The sequence below is a fragment of the Bacillus sp. XT-2 genome, assembly GCF_025696525.1.
Taxonomy (GTDB): Bacteria; Bacillota; Bacilli; order Bacillales; family Bacillaceae; genus Bacillus; species Bacillus halotolerans.
On record NZ_JAHVOC010000005.1, the window covers coordinates 234,331 to 254,666 of the forward strand.

30 protein-coding genes and 1 pseudogene are annotated in these 20,336 nt (G+C 45.0%); 5 read left to right on the plus strand and 26 right to left on the minus strand.

Annotation, left to right across the window (positions count from 1 at the left end; translation table 11 throughout):
• The 21 genes and pseudogenes from KXD37_RS15230 to KXD37_RS15330 all read right to left on the minus strand — a co-directional run bounded on the left by KXD37_RS15230 (position 1) and on the right by KXD37_RS15330 (position 13,111).
• The gene (locus KXD37_RS15230) at positions 1 to 150 is read right to left on the minus strand and encodes a hypothetical protein (RefSeq protein ID WP_003239113.1); all 150 of its coding nucleotides are present in this window, start codon (positions 148 to 150) and stop codon (positions 1 to 3) included.
• Between the two features lie 29 nt (positions 151 to 179).
• On the minus strand, positions 180 to 626 hold the full coding sequence (locus KXD37_RS15235) for a phage-like element PBSX protein XkdN (protein WP_003232676.1): 447 nt from the start codon (positions 624 to 626) through the stop codon (positions 180 to 182).
• 89 nt (positions 627 to 715) lie between these two features.
• Positions 716 to 1,159 (minus strand): phage tail tube protein, encoded by a 444-nt coding sequence (locus tag KXD37_RS15240; protein WP_003220592.1) that lies wholly within the window; start codon positions 1,157 to 1,159, stop codon positions 716 to 718.
• 1 nt (position 1,160) lies between these two features.
• On the minus strand, positions 1,161 to 2,561 hold the full coding sequence (locus KXD37_RS15245; RefSeq protein WP_106022246.1) for a phage tail sheath family protein: 1,401 nt from the start codon (positions 2,559 to 2,561) through the stop codon (positions 1,161 to 1,163).
• Positions 2,561 to 2,773 carry a hypothetical protein gene (locus KXD37_RS15250; RefSeq protein ID WP_059336109.1) on the minus strand — a complete coding sequence of 71 codons (213 nt, stop codon included), beginning with the start codon at positions 2,771 to 2,773 and terminating at the stop codon, positions 2,561 to 2,563. Before KXD37_RS15250 ends, KXD37_RS15245 begins: the two co-directional genes overlap by 1 nt.
• 2 nt (positions 2,774 to 2,775) lie before the next feature.
• Positions 2,776 to 3,216: a DUF6838 family protein gene (locus KXD37_RS15255; RefSeq protein ID WP_106020456.1), complete on the minus strand. Its 441-nt coding sequence runs from the start codon at positions 3,214 to 3,216 to the stop codon at positions 2,776 to 2,778.
• Between the two features lie 12 nt (positions 3,217 to 3,228).
• On the minus strand, positions 3,229 to 3,717 hold the full coding sequence (locus KXD37_RS15260; RefSeq protein WP_106022247.1) for an HK97 gp10 family phage protein: 489 nt from the start codon (positions 3,715 to 3,717) through the stop codon (positions 3,229 to 3,231).
• On the minus strand, positions 3,714 to 4,070 hold the full coding sequence (locus KXD37_RS15265; protein ID WP_095713499.1) for a YqbH/XkdH family protein: 357 nt from the start codon (positions 4,068 to 4,070) through the stop codon (positions 3,714 to 3,716). The genes KXD37_RS15260 and KXD37_RS15265 overlap by 4 nt, the downstream gene beginning before the upstream one ends.
• Positions 4,067 to 4,450 carry a DUF3199 family protein gene (locus tag KXD37_RS15270; RefSeq protein ID WP_024121067.1) on the minus strand — a complete coding sequence of 128 codons (384 nt, stop codon included), beginning with the start codon at positions 4,448 to 4,450 and terminating at the stop codon, positions 4,067 to 4,069. The genes KXD37_RS15265 and KXD37_RS15270 overlap by 4 nt, the downstream gene beginning before the upstream one ends.
• 23 nt (positions 4,451 to 4,473) lie before the next feature.
• A pseudogene (locus tag KXD37_RS15275) lies at positions 4,474 to 5,412 on the minus strand (phage major capsid protein); the annotation flags it as partial.
• A gap of 21 nt (positions 5,413 to 5,433) precedes the next feature.
• Entirely contained in the window at positions 5,434 to 6,261 is an 828-nt protein-coding gene (locus KXD37_RS15280; protein ID WP_024121065.1) for an XkdF-like putative serine protease domain-containing protein, read from the minus strand.
• Between the two features lie 19 nt (positions 6,262 to 6,280).
• Positions 6,281 to 7,771 carry a phage portal protein gene (locus KXD37_RS15285; protein ID WP_024121064.1) on the minus strand — a complete coding sequence of 497 codons (1,491 nt, stop codon included), beginning with the start codon at positions 7,769 to 7,771 and terminating at the stop codon, positions 6,281 to 6,283.
• On the minus strand, positions 7,772 to 9,073 hold the full coding sequence (locus KXD37_RS15290; protein ID WP_106022248.1) for a PBSX family phage terminase large subunit: 1,302 nt from the start codon (positions 9,071 to 9,073) through the stop codon (positions 7,772 to 7,774).
• A complete protein-coding gene (locus tag KXD37_RS15295; RefSeq protein ID WP_106022249.1) occupies positions 9,070 to 9,861 on the minus strand; it encodes a terminase small subunit in 792 nt (263 codons plus the stop codon). The genes KXD37_RS15290 and KXD37_RS15295 overlap by 4 nt, the downstream gene beginning before the upstream one ends.
• Positions 9,862 to 9,978: 117 nt before the next feature.
• Positions 9,979 to 10,488: a sigma-70 family RNA polymerase sigma factor gene (locus KXD37_RS15300; RefSeq protein WP_024121061.1), complete on the minus strand. Its 510-nt coding sequence runs from the start codon at positions 10,486 to 10,488 to the stop codon at positions 9,979 to 9,981.
• Between the two features lie 116 nt (positions 10,489 to 10,604).
• Positions 10,605 to 10,811, minus strand: coding sequence for an XtrA/YqaO family protein (locus KXD37_RS15305; protein WP_010333893.1), 207 nt, complete (start codon positions 10,809 to 10,811; stop codon positions 10,605 to 10,607).
• Positions 10,798 to 11,148, minus strand: a complete 351-nt coding sequence (locus tag KXD37_RS15310) for a phage portal protein (protein ID WP_106020462.1) — start codon at positions 11,146 to 11,148, stop codon at positions 10,798 to 10,800. Before KXD37_RS15310 ends, KXD37_RS15305 begins: the two co-directional genes overlap by 14 nt.
• A 93-nt stretch (positions 11,149 to 11,241) precedes the next feature.
• The gene (locus KXD37_RS15315) at positions 11,242 to 11,409 is read right to left on the minus strand and encodes a hypothetical protein (RefSeq protein ID WP_106020463.1); all 168 of its coding nucleotides are present in this window, start codon (positions 11,407 to 11,409) and stop codon (positions 11,242 to 11,244) included.
• A complete protein-coding gene (locus KXD37_RS15320) occupies positions 11,409 to 12,209 on the minus strand; it encodes an ATP-binding protein (protein WP_082687928.1) in 801 nt (266 codons plus the stop codon). The genes KXD37_RS15315 and KXD37_RS15320 overlap by 1 nt, the downstream gene beginning before the upstream one ends.
• Positions 12,109 to 12,945: a phage portal protein gene (locus tag KXD37_RS15325; protein ID WP_106022251.1), complete on the minus strand. Its 837-nt coding sequence runs from the start codon at positions 12,943 to 12,945 to the stop codon at positions 12,109 to 12,111. Before KXD37_RS15325 ends, KXD37_RS15320 begins: the two co-directional genes overlap by 101 nt.
• Positions 12,932 to 13,111 (minus strand): hypothetical protein, encoded by a 180-nt coding sequence (locus KXD37_RS15330; RefSeq protein WP_024121055.1) that lies wholly within the window; start codon positions 13,109 to 13,111, stop codon positions 12,932 to 12,934. Before KXD37_RS15330 ends, KXD37_RS15325 begins: the two co-directional genes overlap by 14 nt.
• A gap of 178 nt (positions 13,112 to 13,289) precedes the next feature.
• On the opposite strand from KXD37_RS15330, the gene xre reads away from it, so the two are divergent.
• Both xre and KXD37_RS15340 read left to right on the plus strand, forming a co-directional pair.
• Positions 13,290 to 13,631, plus strand: a complete 342-nt coding sequence (gene xre / locus KXD37_RS15335; RefSeq protein ID WP_106022252.1) for an HTH-type transcriptional regulator Xre — start codon at positions 13,290 to 13,292, stop codon at positions 13,629 to 13,631.
• Between the two features lie 160 nt (positions 13,632 to 13,791).
• Positions 13,792 to 14,388 (plus strand): ImmA/IrrE family metallo-endopeptidase, encoded by a 597-nt coding sequence (locus KXD37_RS15340; RefSeq protein ID WP_095713506.1) that lies wholly within the window; start codon positions 13,792 to 13,794, stop codon positions 14,386 to 14,388.
• Positions 14,389 to 14,432: 44 nt separating this feature from the next.
• Here the strand turns inward: KXD37_RS15340 and KXD37_RS15345 are convergent, their stop codons facing one another.
• Positions 14,433 to 15,269 (minus strand): manganese catalase family protein, encoded by an 837-nt coding sequence (locus KXD37_RS15345; protein ID WP_024121052.1) that lies wholly within the window; start codon positions 15,267 to 15,269, stop codon positions 14,433 to 14,435.
• 54 nt (positions 15,270 to 15,323) lie between these two features.
• Positions 15,324 to 15,947 carry a poly-gamma-glutamate hydrolase family protein gene (locus KXD37_RS15350; RefSeq protein WP_106022253.1) on the minus strand — a complete coding sequence of 208 codons (624 nt, stop codon included), beginning with the start codon at positions 15,945 to 15,947 and terminating at the stop codon, positions 15,324 to 15,326.
• Positions 15,948 to 16,356: 409 nt separating this feature from the next.
• Here KXD37_RS15350 and KXD37_RS15355 point away from each other — a divergent pair, with 409 nt between their 5' ends.
• Positions 16,357 to 16,584 (plus strand): hypothetical protein, encoded by a 228-nt coding sequence (locus tag KXD37_RS15355; RefSeq protein ID WP_024121050.1) that lies wholly within the window; start codon positions 16,357 to 16,359, stop codon positions 16,582 to 16,584.
• Between the two features lie 248 nt (positions 16,585 to 16,832).
• Here the strand turns inward: KXD37_RS15355 and KXD37_RS15360 are convergent, their stop codons facing one another.
• Entirely contained in the window at positions 16,833 to 17,780 is a 948-nt protein-coding gene (locus KXD37_RS15360; RefSeq protein WP_106020465.1) for an N-acetylmuramoyl-L-alanine amidase, read from the minus strand.
• Positions 17,781 to 17,889: 109 nt separating this feature from the next.
• Here KXD37_RS15360 and KXD37_RS15365 point away from each other — a divergent pair, with 109 nt between their 5' ends.
• Positions 17,890 to 18,144, plus strand: coding sequence for a YciI family protein (locus KXD37_RS15365; protein ID WP_044156268.1), 255 nt, complete (start codon positions 17,890 to 17,892; stop codon positions 18,142 to 18,144).
• 41 nt (positions 18,145 to 18,185) lie between these two features.
• Here the strand turns inward: KXD37_RS15365 and phrA are convergent, their stop codons facing one another.
• Together phrA and rapA are read right to left on the minus strand one after the other, a co-directional pair.
• Positions 18,186 to 18,320 carry a phosphatase RapA inhibitor PhrA gene (gene phrA / locus KXD37_RS15370; RefSeq protein ID WP_024121047.1) on the minus strand — a complete coding sequence of 45 codons (135 nt, stop codon included), beginning with the start codon at positions 18,318 to 18,320 and terminating at the stop codon, positions 18,186 to 18,188.
• Positions 18,310 to 19,446 carry a response regulator aspartate phosphatase RapA gene (gene rapA / locus KXD37_RS15375; protein ID WP_081638280.1) on the minus strand — a complete coding sequence of 379 codons (1,137 nt, stop codon included), beginning with the start codon at positions 19,444 to 19,446 and terminating at the stop codon, positions 18,310 to 18,312. The genes phrA and rapA overlap by 11 nt, the downstream gene beginning before the upstream one ends.
• A gap of 202 nt (positions 19,447 to 19,648) precedes the next feature.
• Between rapA and KXD37_RS15380 the strand changes: the two genes are divergently transcribed.
• Positions 19,649 to 20,113, plus strand: a complete 465-nt coding sequence (locus tag KXD37_RS15380) for a DinB family protein (protein ID WP_263463639.1) — start codon at positions 19,649 to 19,651, stop codon at positions 20,111 to 20,113.
• Positions 20,114 to 20,336 lie beyond the last annotated feature (223 nt).

Here is a 20,336-nt window from a genome sequence, read left to right on the forward strand (position 1 = left end):
TTAATTCCCTCCTCTCCTTGATTCTTTTTCTAATAGATCTAACTTATATCCAATCAACCCAAATAAAAGAGCTTTAAAGTGCTTTGGTGCTTCATATAATTCAAGAAGCTGGGATGGCGAATAATGAAGTTCATGCATTGCATAATACAAATACACAGTTTCCTTATCGCCATCCTTTACTAGTTTTTTGCTTCTTCTTCTAGATCTTCAAGATCATCTTCAAAACCATTGATTTCAATTGCTTTATTCAGCCAGTTTGCATATTCTCCTCCCACCGATAGTACACGTTTGGCGACTTCCACCGGGTCTGCTGTTTTGTATGCCTCTCTTAAATCTTTTGAACGAAAATCCGGATAAATAGTGGATTCGATGGCAATTCTCGCATAAAAGCGCTGGGAGTCTAAATCTTTAACGCGTCCGCGGCCTTTCACATTTTTAAATGTTGTATTTTCTTTCTCCAGTTCATCAATTCGTTCGGTGGTAATTGGTTTTAAAATAAACGGTATGACATTCCCTTTTTTATCAACAAAACGTTTAGAGATCGGCACTTTGATTTCTTCGGCTTCGATTGTTTTTCCCGGCATAAAAAAGGAAAGATCATATACGTTTTCGTTCTTCTCGCTCATGTAAAAAACTCCCTTATCTTTAAATTGATTTCATCATTTACAAACAGACCTTTCTCAGAAAGGTCTGCTTATGGCTTGTTCAGTTTTGATTAAAACGTGTCAGAAAGCTTTTCAGGCACGTCGAAGTCTTCAAATGTAAACGGAACTTCTTCCTCTAATGCTTCTGAATCGACATCGAGGCTGGCGATTTTTGCGGAGTCGAAGTTTACGTCGTAAAGCGTGACTCTTTCTGTTCCTCTTCCGGAAGATTTATCATCTAACACAGCCTGCAGGGTGAAATAAGGATCGCTGCCTTTTTTGACGTAATCCATCATAAGGATCACAAATTTTGATGTGACTTTGTAAAACGTCGCTGTGCCTGTTCCGTTTGCGCCTGTTGTTTTATGGCCTGTCATGCGACGGCCCATAATATTTACTTCAGACTTGTTTTTCTCCACATTTGCTTCAAATGTTTTGATATGCGCCATTTCTTCGCCATCGAGAAATAAGCGTCCTTCTTTACCTGAAATCGTGTTTTGTGCTTTTAATGCCATATTAGTTTACCTCCACATTAAAGTAGAATTTTTCTGCCGCGTCGACAGGCTGTACAGCAAGGTCAATCAAGAAGCCGTCACGGTCTTCATTCATTGAAATTGTGATATCTTGATCAGAATCAAAACCGGTAATGCCGCCCGCATCCTGAAGTGTTGTCATGTATTGCGTAATCATCGTTTTCACATACTGAAGCCCGTCTTCAGAGGCCGGGATGTCGCTTCCGCTTCCCTTTCTTGATTTGATTAATGCTTTCAGCTCGCGTGTTAAATCGTTATTGACTGCGTCGAGTACACGGACGATTTTGTTTTTCGCAAACTTCTTGTTTTTCTCAGCCGTAAACGTGACAAGTGAGTTAATGTCTTTTTCTACGCTTACCGATTTATCGCGGGCGTCAAATGTGAATAAAAATTCGCCTTTGGCTAAGCGTTCCACAATCGCGTCGTGGTCAAGGCGGTTTAAGACATCAACGGCACCTTCATACTCCACAAATGTGAGAGATTGGTTAAAGGTTGCTCCCGCACTTGCGCCGGCTACCCACGCCGTCGCTTTGTCCGGTGTCACTTCTGTTCCATCTTCCAGCAGCACACCTTCTGTCACGTTGATGATGCCTTCATAGTCACCGCTGTAGTTGGCTGTTACCCCTTGGACTTTTTGCCCTTGACCGTCACGCAGACGCTTAATGAATGCGGCAAAGGTCGCCTTCAGCTGATCTCCTTCTGCAACCGGCAAAGCGATGACATCAAAGCTCTCCGTTTCAGCCGCAGCCAAGAAATCAGTATAGTCTGAGTTGACCGGCGCTTTATCTGTACCGCCGGATAAACGGATACCCGCAGATGCGTTCAGCGTCTCGGCAGCCGCGTCTCCCTCTGATCCAGTCAGCGGAATTGAAGAGGAAAGGTCTCCTTTTCCGGTAAATGTCACATAGCCGTTTGCTGTTAATTCTTCAGCTTTTTTGACAGTCTGTTTATCCACTTCTGATTCATCCATATACGTTGTGACATCAAATGACGCTGCATCCAGTACATTTTCATTAATGCGGATGATGATGTCATTCCCTTTTGATCCTCCGTATAGAGCAGTCGCTTTAACGCCTTCGGCAATATCGGCAGATGCTCTGACGCCTTCAGTGAGGCGGTACATCAATACCGTTTTCGCGTTTTTCTTCGCTTCACGCAACAGTAATAAAGATGGATCGTCGATGCTGAGACCCACTTTTTTGTTTAAATCCTCCACGCTTGAAATGGAGACGAATGTTTTCGCTTCGCCCCAGCTTGATGCGACCGGAAGTGCGACCGTCCCCCGTTCACCGAGTGACACCCGTTCCTGTGCCGTCGTTTTAAAATTGAAATAAATGCCTGCACGGTCCTTTTCTTTTCCTGCTGTAAATGTTCCGCCATTCATTATTGCATGACCTCCTTAGTTAAAAATGTTTGTATCAATTGACTTGCCTCTGATTTCGTCAGGCGTGTTTTGTCCACGCCAAATAAAGCCCCCTGAAGGATCTCCGGCTTAACGCCGAACAGTTCCTTTGCGTGCTTGATCAAATCCGCTGTATCAAAAAGAGCTTCCCGGCTCTCTGTATGTACAGCCTTCGCTTGTTTCTGCTTTGCCACCGCTATTTCACCCCGCTGTTCATATCGATATCCTGTAAGACAGGCTGTTCTGTTTTATGATAATAATATCGGCTGCTCCACCTGATCACCATGACCGCCTCGCCCCTGTCTCCCACCCTTGTCTCAATTCGGGTGATGCGAAGCATATCCCCTGTCTTCTCACCGGATTCACTAAGCAGCGGAACTATATTTCTCGCTTCTCTGATGGCATCCGCCAGCCTGTCCGCTTCATCCAGCGCCTGCACGGAGTCAAGATGAAACAGCTTTACATTGAGACTGTAGGTTTTTTTAAATGTGGAGACTGTATCTGTTTCTTCAAAAACAGATGGCGCAGGGACATATAAAGACGGCACTTGAAACTGATCAGGCAGCTCGCTTTCATAAATGGGAACAGACCACTGGCTGTACAAAAAAGCCATGATCGATCCTGTTTCGCTGTTCATCCGGCTCCTCCTTTACATCTTTTTCAGCCACTGGCGCAATTTATGTTCCATTGATTTTGCAAACATCTGTTCATATAGAAGCAGTGCATGCTCCCAATAGCTCGTGCCGGGTATCCATTTTTTCTTGAGTGCCATGCCTGTGAAAGAAGCCGGATCATAGATAAACCGTGAGCCTTGAAAATGCCCCGGCACCCATCTCACATCGTCTCCTTTTGACGTCCAGTGGCCGTCATTGAGAAAAGAAGCATATTCAAGCTGGGTCCCGACCTCAAGTGAGAGTCCGCCGCTTTGTACCTTCCAGAGGTTGTCCTCTGAGCCTTTCTGAAAGGAGCTGAGCAGTTTTTCTGTATCTATCGTTTGCGTGCTGATGAGTTCAGATTGTACGATCTCCAGAAAATCTTGCCCACACTCTTCAAGCCACCGGGACGCCTCGCGGGAAAAACCGCCGGATGCCGCTTCTTTTAACGATGCGTTCAGCTTTTTAAGTCCCGCTATCTTCATAGACTTTCATCTCTGACAGCGATGACTTCCCAATGATGGTGTCTGATCTTTTTTGGCAGCTTCAGAATATAGCTGTTGTGTTGCCAAATGATTTTGTCGTTCATCCGGATATCCGCAGAGAATGGAAAATGGACAAGCAAGCTGTGATACACGGTTTGATCAGGCTCCTCCTGAATCAGCTGCTGCGTTTTTTCTGTAAAGTAGCAAGGGACATTTTCTTCATCAGGTGTATTCGGATATGAAAAGACCGGCTGAAGCTTGTCCGCCGGAATTCCGAATCGTCCCGCCGGCGGCGGCTGCGCTGTTTCATGATAAATATCACAGCGATGGATCAGCATCTGCTGATAACTCATAACGACCGCACCTTCAATCTGGCAGACTCCGGAACATAGTCCGGTGCGATAAACTCTTCCAGCAAATGATATACATCGGGCTTTTGAATGCCGGCTTCACCGGAAACCGTGTAGGAGTAATCCCCCATTTTCTCAGACTGATATCTTGATGCGGCTGATTCGTCGCTGTTTACTAGCGCAAAGTATTGGGCGAGCTTCAGCAAAGCTAATCTCGCCTTTTCAGGGAGCGGGTCGTAGATGCTGTCTGTAAAGCTGTGCCCTGTAATGAGGGCCGCTTCCGATTCCGCCTCGATGATATCCTGCGCCAGCAGTTCTTCCGGCCTGTTTTTCACCTGGTCATAGACCGAATAGGCGGTAACGTCCGTCGGTTCGATGAGCATATAAGCTGGCCACCCCATTTCGATTATTCTTTTACGTTAATTAATTTAGCGCAGGCATCCTCTTCCTCGAACTTGCTGTCCAGCTTCGCCGTTAAGACAATGATGAACTTACGGGAGCGGATATCCTTGTCGACTTCAATTCGAATATTGCGTGAGAAGCCGAGAATGATATTTTTCGGATGTGTCAGAATGATATCGGACGCATCATATTGCGCGTCTCCCTCTCCGACTGCGTACGGCTGGATATTGGATACCCCTTTTACCGGTACGCCGAATGCTGTGGACAAGCCGCCCTGAACAGCCTGGTCCCCAAGATTTGTCTGGCGGTCCGCCACGCGGTCCTTCCATTCAACTTCTAAGCCGTGCGATGTATAGAATCTGAATTCCTGAGGGATGCGCAAATATTTTGGCGGAACAGCCTTTAAGCCTTTTTTAAATGTCGCTCTGGACAGTTCTTCACCGTTCATATCGACGATGTGTGACACTGCTTGTTTACGGATGCCGTCCAGCTGCGCCAGGTATGGATCTGCTGATGCAGTATCTCCGTTTACGATCAGCTCTTCAATATCAACTGCCGCCCGCTCTGCTAAAATTTGCATGATCGTTTGCTGCAGTCCGCCTTTTTCAATATTGTTTTCGAGCGTGTCGTACGTAATGTTAATTTCCGCAATGACTTCCTTTGTGTTCAGCTGGACAGTGCTTGTCGTCGGAACCGTCAGTTCGTCTGTTGTCAGCGCCTTTCCTTCTTGAGCCGCGCGCAAAATACGCTGGCCGAAACCGATTTTCTCAAATTTTTGCGAATCGTTTTCCATTTGAATCACACGGGATTCACTGAAAATCGTCGGCGTGTTTTGCACCATGCGGATAAAAGCTGATGCTTGTGCAGGGTTCATGAGCCCGCCGCTTTTTAAAGCAGAAAGCGACATTTCCGCTTTCCGAATGATCTCTTGATTTCTCAATTGATTTCCTCCTCTTTGACTGGTTTACAGCAGTCCGCTCCAGATTGATTTTTTGACTTGCTCTGTATTGCCGGCCGCATCGTCCGCCGTCTGTTTAGAGGCTCCCCGAGCTTTTTCCAGGGCCTCAATGCGTTCGATCAGCGGGGCAATCATGTCCTCAACGAGCTTCTTCAGGCGCTCGTCATCTCCCGTCTGCTCCGGTTTTTCCTCTGTTTCTGTGTTTTTTTCAATTGTCTCCAGCCGTTTGAGCAACGGATACAGCGCATGCTCGATTGATTCCCTCATGTCTTCTTTCCTCATTTCTTCAGTCTCCTTTCCTGTTTTGTCGGCCAGCAGCTGCTTAAACACGCTTAGAAATCCGGCTTTTTCAACCGGTTCTTCTTCATATACATCAGCAGTGCCCGCCATGCTGTAGCCGGTGATGATGCCGGCTTTGATTTGTTCCCACACCTCATCTGACGCTCTTGTCACAAGCACCCACGAGCCCTTTGTAATCCGTTTTGTTCCGATGATAAAATCATCGGGCGCCACATAGGATTCAACGACCACGCCTGTGCCGCCTTCAAAGCTGTGATTAATATCAATCTCCCGCGCGTCTGCAAGAAAGCCATGCGCCGCTTTTTCAATTTCTTCTGCGGTCATATAGTCGCCGTGGGCATCTGGAACATCAGGCTCATACACAATTCCGTATACGAGCTTTTGTTCATCCTGCTCGCTTTTCGTAAACAGCCGAACTTTTTTTTCAAATGACGGAGGTTCGGCTGACTTCGTAAAGAAAAATTCTGTCTGGTTTGCCGCCTTGTCCACATAGCTGACAAAGCTGATTTTGGCATTTTTCAATTCCCGCGCCACCTGCTTGATTCACCTCCCTTCAGGACGTTTTGATATCTTCGATGCTGTCCTTCAGCTCCTGCATAAGTGCTGTCAGATTTGTCTTTTCAGCATCCTGTCCGGCAGGGCGTTTGTAAATGTCCTCCGGCCACTCCTCAAGCGTTTTGCCGAGCACCCGTCCGGCAAGGTCTCGCAAATCATTCGGCGAAACGGCTCCAGCTGTAATAAAAGGACCGAGCACTTTCGCAATCTCAAGCGGATCACGAAAGTCCGGTCCTTTTAATGTCAGCCTCACATCGTGAAGATTCAGCTCCGGCAAAAGCAGTGTGTTCAATTTGTTGACAAGCGTTTTCCGCTCTGGCTGAAACACCTGCTCCTCCGTAATTTTTCTCGCTGTATCAGCCGTAGCCCGGTTGTATTCCTGAGCTTCTCCCGTATAAAGCGGCGGCAGACGGAAAGCAGAGCGCAGCTTATTTCTGCTTTTTTCATCATATTCAAGAAACAAGGCGTCGTTTTGCAGGATTTCCGCAAGGGATTTGATTTCCACAGAAACCGGCGTGATATCTTCACCGCCGTGAAGGTCCTTCTCCTTCGCGATGCCTTCCGCCTCAATCAGAAGAAATTTATGGGCGTTTTCCACACCTTCAAGGTCATTCATATACTCCTGCAGTTCCCGGTAAGAAGCTTCAGACAGCATCCCGTTTTCCACCGTAATCGCAGCGGGTACGTGACGCCCCTGCTTAAAGTACATAAAATTGAGCTCTTCCGCTTTCCGGGCGCCGTATAAATTGACGATATTGCCTACCCAGCGGGGCACGCCGTATACGCCGCTTCCGATTTTAAGATGGATCACTTCGTTTGCTTGGTGCTTTTCAGCCAGTGTGCTGACATACTCGCCCGTGCGCATGTCCATTTTTCGGGGATCGCCGTATTCTTTGAAAAATACTTTTTTTCCATTGATCATCTGTACAAATTTCCGAAACCGTTTTTGCCTTTTGATTCTCTTCACTTTTCCGTTTTCTTCATACATAAAAGATACTTCGACAGGCTCGCCGGCCCCGCATACGCGCATATATTTCACATCCAAATATTCAATGCCAGCCGGTTTTCCCATCCCGTCGCGAAGCACTTCCATAAAGCCGTTTCCGGTTTTTTCCCTGTCTTCAATGGCATAGCCTAAAATCATTTCAGCAGATTCATCAAAGTGAAGGCATTTGTAAAAGGCTTCAAGTCTGGCCCAGTCTTTTTCTGCTTTTTTCTTTTTCTCCTGGTCGACATCCGTGGCGTTGACATCAAACGTGTACTCCACATCAAAACCAAAACCAGTAATATTCACTCTGTACGCATCAATGCATTGCTGAAGAATGGTTGAGTATTCAGCAATTGTTTTGAGCTCAGTGATATTGTAGGGCGGAGCGATGATATCCTCTCCGTACAAATCAGAAAAGTCGTCTTCATAAATTTGCTTTGTCTGAGGAGCAGATGCATTGGCTTTTAAAACCGTTGCTCTGACTGTTTGATTGTGCGGCATTTATGACCTCCTCCTTTCTCGGTTCGGACGGATTCGTTTTTGCGCTGTTTCCTTCACATCTGCGACCTCATAATCATCGAGCGCATACCAAATAGCAGAAAGCGTATGCGGGTCAATCGTGAATTCATCCTCAATCAGCGCGCCGTTTTTATCTTTGGCGTACGTCAGTGTCTTGAGCTCATAGATGACATTTTCACAGCGGTCCGAACAGAAGATCTTTTTGAAGCGTTTCACCTTTTTGGTGTATTGAAGCCTGGAGCCGGGAAACTTCCTGGCTCCGACCATCCGAAAACCCTGCTGGCGGAAATATTGAATGCTTTTCGGCTCAGCAGAGTCGGCTTTGATCATTTCCTGTGTTTCAGCCAATTCCCGCAGCTCCTCAGCGGTCCTGTCATCTGTCATTTTGTTTTTATAATACTCCCAATAAATGTAGAGATATTTCTTATCAGGATCGACGGCGAGACGGACGACAGCATTGTAGGATTCTTCGAAACCAAAATCCATGCCTGTGCGAAGGATCGGCTGGCTGATGGCGGCAATACGTTCTTCAATACGGTCGTGCGGGAGCACCTCAAACTGCGGCAGCACCCTGATTCCATTGACGCCGAACCTGCCTTTACGGGCAATTCGGTATAAGTCAGGATCATATTCCTTCAGTCCGTCAAGCTGCCTGATATAGCTTTTCGGGAGAAAGAGGTTGTCGTTTGCCGTGGAATGATGGTAATACGTATCTCTCCTGACAAGTGTCCGCTTTTCGTAAAGCTCGCTGTCATCCAGCACAAACCGCTGATTGCGTTCATCCCGAAAAAAATGCCGGTACGTCCAATTGGAGGTGCCGACGGGATTGGTGGTGCAAATCATGTGCAGCTTCAGCTCAGGGTGGCGAAGACGGCCGATTAATTCCTTAAAGCCTTCATACTTCACCTCAGAGCACTCTTCAATCCATATTAAAGAAATGTTGTGAACAGATTTCAGCTTCGCCGGGTTGTCCATTCCTTTGAACATGATCCGGCTGCCGTTTTGAAACCGCAGCTGAAGCGGGGAAGAAAGTGCTGCGGCTGCCTTCGAGAGACCAAGCTCTTCAATCACCTCTTCAAATAAAGCGAAGGTCGAATCCCGGTGGGTATCGAACACCTCGCGTATGACGAGCGCCGTCCGCTTTTCCTTCAACAGCTTTAACACGATTTTCAGCGCCGTATGATAGCTTTTTGATGAGCCGTAGCCGCCGACGAGAAACTGGTACGTCTGCTCCCAATTGAACACGTAATCTTCAAAATGAGGATTGATTTCTTTTACAATCATGCCTTGTCCTCTTTTCGTTTGATCATGATTTCAATTGGCTCGCGGCCGTCATCAGTTTTTTCCGCTTTTTGTTTCGCGAGCTTTAACTTCTCATTTTCTATTTTTTGTTTAAATTGATCCGGAAACAAATCAAAGTATAATGACAGCTTTTCAAGTGCTTTCATCTTATCGGCAAGCTTAATGGCGATGCCTTCCTTGCCGAGCTTTGCCTCCGTGACAATGGTGCCGTCAACGAGACCGGAGTCTTTGACGTCGACAAAGCTGATTTCCTTCATGATCGGGTTATCATCTTCATCAAACAGCGGTCCCGACTTTCCGACGGCCTGCACCTCTTTTTTGCCAAAGGTCACATAATCCGTGATATCGGCGAACGCGATTTTGACATATACCTGCAAAACGTCCATCGCTTCAATAAACACTTCATTCACCATTTCTTTTTTTATCCGCCTGATTTCAGCGGCAACCTTTTCATTCTTTAACAGCCGGCAGCCCGTCACATGGGCGCTGTCCGGAGAATAGCCCGCCTTGATCGCTGATTGTGTCGCATTGAAGCTTTTTACATAGTACAGGCAGAACAGCCGCTGCCGTTCATTTAATTCATCGTTTTCTATGCGGCGCTGCTTAAGTCCGTTTTCAGAAAACAAAACTTCTTTCCATCCGTCCTGTTTTTTCCAGATGCCGATTGTTTTCGCCGAAACGCCGATTGTGTCTGCAATGGCCCTGTTTGTGATATTTCCCTGATGGTGCTGATAGATTGCTAATGCTTGTTCTCTCTGTTGTGTTTTCATGCTACGGCATCACCGCCACCTCCAGCATGGATTTCTATTCATAAAAGCGGCCGGTTATGCCGTCCGCTTATGTGTCATGCTCTTTTCACTTATAGGTGGCAAACGTATGACAAGCATTCAGGCAAGCGATCGGTTTATTTCCTCCTGCTGTCTTTGCATCTTTAATAAAGCCCGTTTGATTGTTGTCTGCACAGTTGATTTTTTGACGCCAAGAAGATCGGCAATGCGTTCATAAGAAAAGCATTCCACCTTGTGCAGCAAAAACATTTCTTTCTCCCTGTCCGTTAAAAGGGATAAAGCTTCTCGGATTCTCTCCCTGTCTTCCTCAGATACCTGTCCGTCCGGCTCAAACATCATATCGCAAGAAAATGATTCTATGATTCTTGGATCTTTGATCATCAGCCGCTGATACGCATCACGCCGGTCAATCGCCCGTCTGATGCCGGGCTGTCTTCCTTTTTCAAGCCATTCTGTTACATATTCAAGGTCTGTGATGATGTTTCTGATAATCTTTTTATCCTTCATGTCCTCAGCTGAGAGCACTGATTCATCTGCTTCAGCGAGCGGTTTATATTGTGTTCTTGTTTGTTTTAATGTGCGTTTATATTCAAATAATAAGTCTTGCATTCTATGATTCCTCCTCATTTGTGCAATAAAAAAGCGGACACCAATCAACGCACAAATGCTGTGCATGTTGATCAGTGTCCGCAGGCTTTCCGTCTTGGACGTATTCTTTTTTCGCTTTAGTTTAATTTGTAGCCGATTTCAAATTCTACTCGGGCAAGGTCTCCCTTTCTCGTTTCAACAAGCGTTTTCCCGTGCTCCGGAGCTTCTGTGATCCAGGCTTCATGCTTTATGCCGTCGACTATAATAACGCGGATTTTCCCATCCTCAAGCTGGCTGTCGAGCGTGATGGAATCAATATTTACGAGCTTTTTAGGGTTGATCATATGTCTTTTCCTTCCTTTCGGGTTCAGCACTTTTGTTAGCTTTTTCTAATACCCTTATGATGTGCTCCTTGGAGTGAGCGGAATTCCCGTTTAGAAAATCCAGCGCCGCTTTAGCCGCTTCCTTCAGCTCAGGTGCGGCTGCCATCAAGTTGGCATTGCTTATTTGCGAAAAAGAGCTGAGGTCAAATACAGCGGCGATCAGCCGGCCGTTTGAATAAGGGAATCTCTCTTTTTCTTCTTCACTGTAAGCAGAATAGATATAAATTGGCTTCGTATCTCCGCTTGCGACAGCACGCCACGGCGCAGGACTCATTTCAAATTGTTTTGTTTCTTGCATCTGCTTCACTTCCCATCATCCTTGTACCATTGTTCGATGTTTTTTTCTGTCCGCTTCGCCCGAAACAGCAACGCGAACAGAGCAGCCAGCTGTTTAATCACGGGCATTCAGCCCCGCTTTTCCGGCTGTCAGCATTTGTTCCAGCTTTTGAATAACCGGCGTTAAATCATTGCCGGACCGGCAGTTCGGACATGGATGAAAAACCGCTCCGATCCCGGTATGTTCAACAATTACTTTCTTTGTCTTACAGAGCCTGCACATTATCTGATGCCCTCCAATCTATGATTCAGGTCATACGCTGTTCCTTTGATAATCACTAAATAATCACTGCACATTTCATAGATTCTCGTGCCGATCGCTTCATCAACCCGGACGAGCGTTTCAATCGTAAGCTCGCTTGAAAGCAGAATCGGTTTATGATTTAAGTAGCGGTAGTTCAAAACGGAATACATTTGTTCCAGCTGCCAATCAGTGGCGCGCGGTTTGCCGTTTACCGGTTTAAAGAGATCATCAATGAACAGCACATCTGCCTGCTTTATTCGATTCAGCTTGGCTTCCAAAAGATCAAAATCATTTTTTAAATCAGTAAAGCCTTCAACGAACGGAAAATAAATGACCGGCACATGGCGCTTTCTCATCAGGTCATTGGCCGCAGCGGTAAGAAGATGTGTTTTCCCGGAACCAGGCTGACCCAAAAGGGCGATGCTGTTTTTCCGGCTGTCCTTGATTTGTTCATAATCCGCCACAAACTCTTTGGCGCATTCAAACGCGTCCTTGACGGCCTGTGGCTTCCCTTGGGTGCGGAATTCATGGAAGCCAAGCTGTCTGAAAGCAGGTGTAATTTCACTTGCGCCAAGCAGCCGTTTCACTTTTCGTTCTGCCATACAGCTGCACATTGTCCACACTTCCAGACCGTCTTGCCGGCTGAGATATCCTCCCTGATCCTTGCAGCGCGGACAATCATACCGGCTTGCGTCTGATTCGGCCGGTTTGTCCGCCAGTAATGGACGTCTCCCTTTTCTCAACTCGTCTAAAATCTGCTCGATTGTATGTTTTGTCATTACTTTCATTCCTCTCATGTTGTATTGCGGCGGTCTTTTTGGCTTGCTGCGCGAAAAATCGGTCTTCGATGAATTTCGAACAGTAGCGAAAGGCCTTTATCGTTTCTGAAGCAGCAGTTCGCCGGTTTTCAAAAGCTTGAAAACATTCCTCAAGCCATTTGATTGTTTGCGTTACGGGAACGCCGATGGCGACAATACGGGCGATGGCTTGATAATCTCTGGAGGAAGGATACACGGTGCGTCCTTCTTGAGCCGACCGTAATTGTGTAAACCGCTTCGCAATGTGATCCACTGCATCATCAGCAGCAGTATATGTTTTTGCTTTATCTATATTAGAGCGGTCTTCTTTGTCCTGTGCCAGCGGCGAAAATGACCGCTCATTATCGCTGCGGTGTGCAGTTTTGTCCGATCTGAAGCTGAATTTTTTAGAGTGCTTCACAGAAATCATGAGTCCGTATGGCGCGCGGGCAGCCTTTATGTATCCATGGCTTTCAAGAAGCTCCAGCCATCTTCTGACTGTTTTTTCACTTACACCGAATACGGCCGCCATCTCTCTTGCTTTTAATGGCTTATGGCCGAGCACAATTCCCCAGCTCACGCCGTCCTTTTCAATTTCTTTTGTCGTTGAGCTGATAAACCAGAGAAACAGCCACAGGGCCGAGCCTATTTTGTCATAATGTTCTGAATTCAACAGCCCTGAATACATAGGAAAAGGATAGCTTTTATCCATTTTCATTGCGTTTCACCTCTTCTTTTAACAGCAAGTACGCTTGAAATTGTTCTCGATTTTCAAAATGGAATACCGGAAGGCCGCATGCCGTAAAAGAAATGGAGCCGCCGGATTGTCCGAGATGGCGCTGATCTATCGGATGTTCACTAAAAACGATTTGAATCGGATGCATGTGATCACTCCCCCGATTTGTTTTTGATACAATTCGTATCAACTGTTACCAAGTATAAACGATACATTCTGTATCATCAAGTTATTTTTGATACTTTTTTTATCATAACTTTATTTTGATACAGATTGTATCTATAATCATAAGTAACTTAGGGAGTTTAAAAAAGAGAGGTCATAGTATGATAGGCGGCAGATTGAAGAGTCTCAGAGGGAAAAGGACACAGGAAGAAATCGCATCTCACATCGGTGTATCGCGCGCACGATATTCTCATTATGAAAACGGGCGAAGCGAACCTGATTACGACACACTGCAAAAGCTGGCTGATTACTTCCAAGTGACAACGGATTACTTATTAACAGGAAAAGAAAAAAAATCTGATGATGATATGTTTTCTGATCCGGACTTGCAGCTCGCATACCGGGATATGCAGGATTTTTCCCCTGAAAGCAAACAGCAGGCCATCGAATTTATCAACTATTTAAAAGAAAAAGAGAAAAACCGGAAATCGAAAAACAAATAAATATTTCTCTGTTCTCTAAAACATATAAAAAATAGACCGATATAAAGAAAAAGTGTTTATTTTTTAAAGAAAAGGGAAAGATTTCAACACACTTTTTAGTCCTAAACGGGCTTTTCTTTCTCGCTACAAACAGAACATATGTTCGAAAGGGAGTATTCAATTGGGCGATTACTTATCACATCTGGAGGAATACGTAAAAAATTTATACAGCCGGCTGGGCATCACCTCTCCCCATCACATTGACATGCTGAAAATCGCAAACGATCTTGATATATGGGTTCATTTCGAGGATATGGGAAGCATGATGGTGAAATACGACGGCATGTACAGTATCATATTGAACCAAAGAAAGTCCCAGGAAGAGCAATGGGAGGATTTTGGCCATGAACTGTGCCACGTATTAAAGCATGCAGGCAATCATTTTCAGATGAACAAGCTCTTCAGGGAGCTGCAGGAATTTCAGGCGAACCAATTTATGTACCACTTCTGTGTGCCAACCTTTATGCTGTTGCAGATGGAACTGCCGCAATGGAGAAGTCAGGCTCTTGCAACCATTGCGACGGTATTCCGGGTGACAAAGGACTTTGCTGAGAAAAGACTTGAAATGTTTGAACGGCGTAAAGCAGGTATTCAATTTCAGAAGCGGCTTGCTTATTTATTATCTGATAAGCGGCCAAAAGCGGAATATGAGGAAGATCAGCCCCCATTACAGGTAGCGGAAGCAAAAGCACTGTACAATATCAGAAGGCGCGGCTGACATGAAAACGGTCTGGGGACATATGTCCTCAGACCGCAGAGAAACTAGCATTTTGACATGGGAGGCATCGTATCATGCAACCACTTCGGTGCCGGTTTAAGATGAGGTTCCGGACCAAATGCAATCGGAGCCGGTATATATCTGAATTCTCCCCGGCCGTCAAATGATTCGCCATGAGCCCACCTTCCCTGTGAGCTTTCATCCCCTCTGGAAAAGTTAAACAGGTCATAGGATACTTCCTGCTTTTCTAGCTCACGCGGAAATGTCGTGGGAACGACAATATCCCGTTCTCTTTCTTCCAGCTCTTTAATCGCTGCATACCACATATTTTGATGATAAGTATCCCTCGCAATCAAAAATGACAGCATATCTCTTACCCCGGGATCATCAGTCATGGCGTAAAGCCGTGTCACCTGAAGGCGCCCCTGGGCTTCCGCATTTAAGTTTGCACGGAAATCCGCCAGCAGATTTCCGCTTGAGATAATGTATTTTGCATTCCACGGATAGCCCTCACTATCTGATGCCATCGCACCCAAGCCGGACACAATAGCGTGCTGAGGATTCATCCCTGACATCACTGCTGCAATAGCGGGGTTGCTTTTGTAAGCATTCTCCTGTACATCAGCGGGAGCATCATCCAGAAGCCTGGAAATCATCGTAGCCAACATTTCCACATGTCCGATCTCTTCCGTCCCCACATCACATAGCAAATCTTTATACTTGGCATCCGCCCTGCAGTTAAAACCCTGAAACAAATATTGCATCATCACACTAATTTCACCAAATTGGCCGCCCAGCACCTCTTGGAGCTTTTTCGCATAAACAGGATCCGGATGGGAAGGCTTTGCCTGATACTGAAGCTCTTTAATATGATAAAACATCGTTTATTCCTCCCTGCGCATTCAAACAATCACAGCATATGAAGGAATAGGCAGTTATTGCAGGTCCTGCTTGCTTCTTCGATAAAAACCAAGCTTAACGGCATTCACATATCGAGAAAAAAGATTGTTTTCTATGTATTGTCCCTTACGGCAGCCAAAATTGTGAAACAGCGCGCTCCGCTGCGCCGTACTCAATTCCAGCTGCAGCCCCATCTCCCTTTTCGTCCGATTGACGATATTTTGCGGATGAACACCTGCCAGCCGGTCTTTTTCACTGACCAGTTCCGCACTGAAACCTGCCTCATTCAGCAACTCGCAAATGGCTTCTGCTTTTATCCGATCCGCGCCCCCGACCAATGTATGCGGCTTTTTCAGATCATGATAGCCGTGAAATGCCAGCGCGAATCGGTGGGCGTTTACTTTTTCTATGGCAAGCGGTTCATCAAAACGAGTGCTTGTCAGGTGGAGCGAACGGTTGTTGCGCTGCTTCAATCCTTCAAAGATATAAATGGAACTTTGATCAGCAAATGCCCGCACCAGTTCGCTGACGCCCGGCTCAATTCTTCCGCCGTGAGGGCCGATGACAATATGCTCGCTCCCGCTGTTCTCTTCATAAATAATCCGGTATTCCGATTCAGACGCAGAAAGAGATAAAAAACTGTCATACATATCTTTCATGTTAAGCGCTCTCCTTTATCAGTCAGCACCAGTTTACTCTACTCATCTATGAATGAAAACCTTTTTATCGTATTTCCATATCAGGAGATATATGAAGGGATTTATCGATATCTTGCTGGAATGTGTCAACTCTTTCAACAGCTGAGGCGATAGAAAAGTAAGCACTTATTTTACTAGAAAGAAAAACTGCGGCGTTTAAATGGGGGCCTTATGCGGTCGATCTACAGGTGGATTAAGTATAAATGTTATAAATCATTCTTTTAAAAGGCTTATGTAAGCTGGCACGCTATCCATTTTTATCAGTTTGTTTTTGAAAACAGCCTTTTTTTGATAACGAATACATTTGACCATACCATCTCTTTTTTAATCCATATAATAAAACTGATCAAACATTAAAGGAGGCGTTAGTATGGGTTATTATAAAAAATATAAAGAAGAGTATTACACTTACAAAAAGAAGTACTACAAGAAGTATTACGACCACGATAAAAAGTATTATGATGATCATGAGAAAGATTATGATTGCGACAAAAAATACTATGACCATGACAAAAAATATTATGACCACGGCAAAAAGTGTTATGATCATGACAAGCATGACTATGATTACAAAGTAGAATATAAAAAGTATTACTAAACCTTTAACGTTCTATTTCTTTTCCCCGGTGATCACCGGGTCTTTTTATTTTCTATTTTATTGCTCGAAGGTTTTTTGCTTTTCTAGATTTCTTGTTAACTTTATGCCTAGCAAATTGTTCATAACTCTTAACATCCTATTGTGGCACGGCACTCTCCTGCTGTGCCAAATCAGTCAAAAGGTTCTTGCTGCCGTTTGTATGTAAGGTAAAAAAGGAAGCTCCATCCAAGTGAAGCTTCCTTTTTTCATTATAGTTTTTGTTCAATTTTAGCTTTCGTTTTCGGCCCGTAAATGCCGTCTGCCGTTAATCCGCTGACAGATTGAAAGCGTTTGACAGCATTTGCTGTTTTTGGCCCATATACACCGTCCACCCCATGATTCTTCGCCCCTTTATCAGGATAAAAATAAAGAGCTGCCAGCGCAGTCTGAACCTGCTTTACTTTTGTGCCTTTTGTCAGCGGGCTCGTTACTTTGATTACCCCCGATGGCAGCGGATAAGAGGATGCGGCATGGCTTTTAGAGGAAGAGGCAGTCCCGGAAAGCTTGATCTCCTGTCCGACTTTAATGTAATTTGGATCAGTGATGTGATTTAAGCTTTGCAGAGTTTTCACACTGATACCGTGTGATGCTGCGATGCCGGACAGCGTATCTCCTTTTTTCACATGATACACTTGCGCAGAAGGAGAAACCTTTTTCGCTGAGGCGCTGCCGTTTAATTCCGCTTCAATTGCCGCCTTGACTTGCTCCCAGCGCCCCTCTGATAAAATGCGGTGCGGGCAGTATTTTCCGTTCCAGTCTTGGTGCTTTCTGACTCGATCAATTCCCCAGCCCCGCTCCTTCAAAAGCTGTGCCACAAAAGAGATCGCCAATGCCTCGGCTGCCTCGTACTTTGGGCCTCCCGATTTGCTGTAGCAAATTTCAACGCCAATCGACTTGCGGTTGCCTGTACCGTTTGTGCCGTCACCAGTATGCCAAGCGTTACGGTTAAGCGGCAATCCCTGAATCACCTCTTTATCATCAACCGCGAAATGAAAGCTTGTCGAGCTGGTGTTCCCGATCATGTAGCTAATTTCGTTGGCAGCGGACGCGTCGTTTGCCGTGTTGTGAATGGTAATATATTCAGCGGACATCGCATTCGGGCATTTCAGCGCGTACTTTGCCTCAGAAACCAAATTTTTCTTCACTTGAATGCTCACCTATCATCTCTCCTTTTTCTTTTTTCATCAATAGGTGGCATTCGTAGGACGAAAAGCACCGCTATATGGATAATTGTGCTAAGTTAAAGTTCAAAAGGAGGAGACATTCTTGAATACGTACTTAATGCTGACTACGAGAACAGATCAATTCAATCAGAAGCATGCAGCCGGACACTATGAATTTTTGGACCGTCTGCAGGCAGAAAAACGCTTAAAAATGTTCGGGCCTTTCAGCGACGCCACAGGCGGAGCCTACGTCATCAAAGCGGGCTCACTGGAAGAGGCGCGCGAAATCGGACAAGCTGATCCATTGGTGTTCAGCGGGTCCTCTGAGCTGACCATTAAGGAATGGAAGCTGAAATAAAAAAGACCCTTCCGCAACCGGAGGGTCTTTTTTTGTCATCATCATGTTTGATTGCGTGCCGCGATATGAAATGTTTTTCCCTCTGTATCTGCTGTTTCTCCTGCATGGACCATCACCTGAGTAAAGCTGAACCCGACCGCAACGAGCAACAAACCTGTCATCCATTTAGATTTCATATAAACAATCTCCTCTCTGGATTTGTTTTTGTGCGTGCACCATTTTCTCATAAAAGGAAAGTGCTTTTTCAGGCTGTCCATTCTCTATATAGTATTGGGCAGCATCATGCGCCAGCTCTTCAATGTAAGGATACAGCATATGTTCTTCAAGAAATTGAAAGGTGTGTGAGACTGATTCTGTGTCAATGTTTTTTCCGTATAACGCATGTAAAAATTGAAAAAGCTCCACGAATAATTCATCACTATACTGACGGGCGATTTCCAATCCTTGACGATATTGCTTTTGCGCTTCGGCATCATTTTTTTGTTTATACAGAACTTGTGTTAATGAGTAGATAGAATGCGGAAGATTATCGAACTTTTCCGACTTGCAAATAGAAACAGATTTCTCAAAGTATTCGGCTGCCTTTTGCAGTTCACCCATTTTCTCGTAACAGTTCCCGAGATTGTAAAGGGCCGAACTGATCAGGCGGGGATTGCCTTCTTTCTTTGCAAGATCTAAAGCCAGTTCTAAATGGGGCAATGCTCTTTCTGGATACTGCATATCATCATAATTACCTGCAATAACGAATTCACATTGGATTCTGCGGACAGTGTACGTTTCATACATCTGATACGTTTCTAACGCCTGAACGGCATAGCTCATAGAGACATAAGTCTGCTTTAAATTGTAAAAGATCTCAGCCATTTTAAAAGCAAATTCAGCTTTTTCAATGTCGTCTGACACAAGGGCAAGGTTCTTTTCTGCCCTCTTATAGTACATCATGGCACTGACAAACATTTTCTGCTTAAATTCATACATCCCGCGAAAAAAGTTAAAGTAGTATTCGAGCAGTCCTGTCAGCTTGTACTGATTCCCCTCGATGTCTTCTAATAATTCTGAAAACTCTAGCTGCGAGGTGTCCTCTCCCAAAGGCTTAATGTAATCCAGCATAACACGGTGCCTAAATTCCATTAAAGAATAATACAGCAGCAAATCTTGATCTTCTTCCATATCCTCGATTTCTCTTTCTACTTCGAGCTTGACCCGTTCGGCTTCAGCTACGTGAAACTGCCGGATATGGGTATACCATTCATTAATTTTAAGCCCGACATAAGAGGACGGAATAGTCTGCTTCATCCTCAATTAATCCCCCCTTTTATATACCCGAGATATGTCATATTTTATCATATTTACAAGAAAAAGAAGAACGCAAAAAGACCGCAATTGTCGAATTTCGGCTAACCGCAAAAAATACAATCACTTCTCAGCATATTGCTTGTTAATTTATGCCCATTGATATAGGATTTCATTGCACCATTTATTTTTACATATGGAGGAGATTCTATTGAGCAAATCCACTCAAATTGTGAGTCACTTTTTGTCACATCGCAATGTGACGATTGAGCTGACAGAAAAAATCAGCAAAAATCATTACAGCTACAAACCGACGGAAACATCAATGTCAGCAGAAGAGCTTGTCAAGCACATCCTGACGACTTTCCATCTGTTCGCAAATGTCATTAAAGAAGGCAATGCCTCACCTTTTCAAAACCAGCAGGAAGAAACGGAAACAGATCTCAATGTTTTGGCTAAAACGTTTACAGAAAAAACGGCTGCCATCCTTGAGCAGCTCACTGAGGAACACCTTGACAGAGAAATTGACCTGACAGCCACTTTCGGAAGAAAAGTCACTGGCAGCGCATTGCTTCAGCTTGCGATGGAGCATGAAATTCACCATAAAGGCAACCTGTTTGTTTATGTAAGGGAAATGGGCCATACGGAGCTGCCGTTTTATCAGCAGCGCATGTAACCTAAAAAAAGATACCTGATCTAAAGGTATCTTTTTTATTGCCTTCAGTTCACTACCGTATCCAATATACCCCATTCCCAGTGACAGCCAGTATTTGCATATAGCTGACTGGTTGACCTCATTCAGCCAAATACCGACCGGAATTACCTGTTTTAACCGGTCAAACTCAATCCCATCTCGTCCTGACACTCATTATAGGGCAAATGAATAAAGATATTGAGCA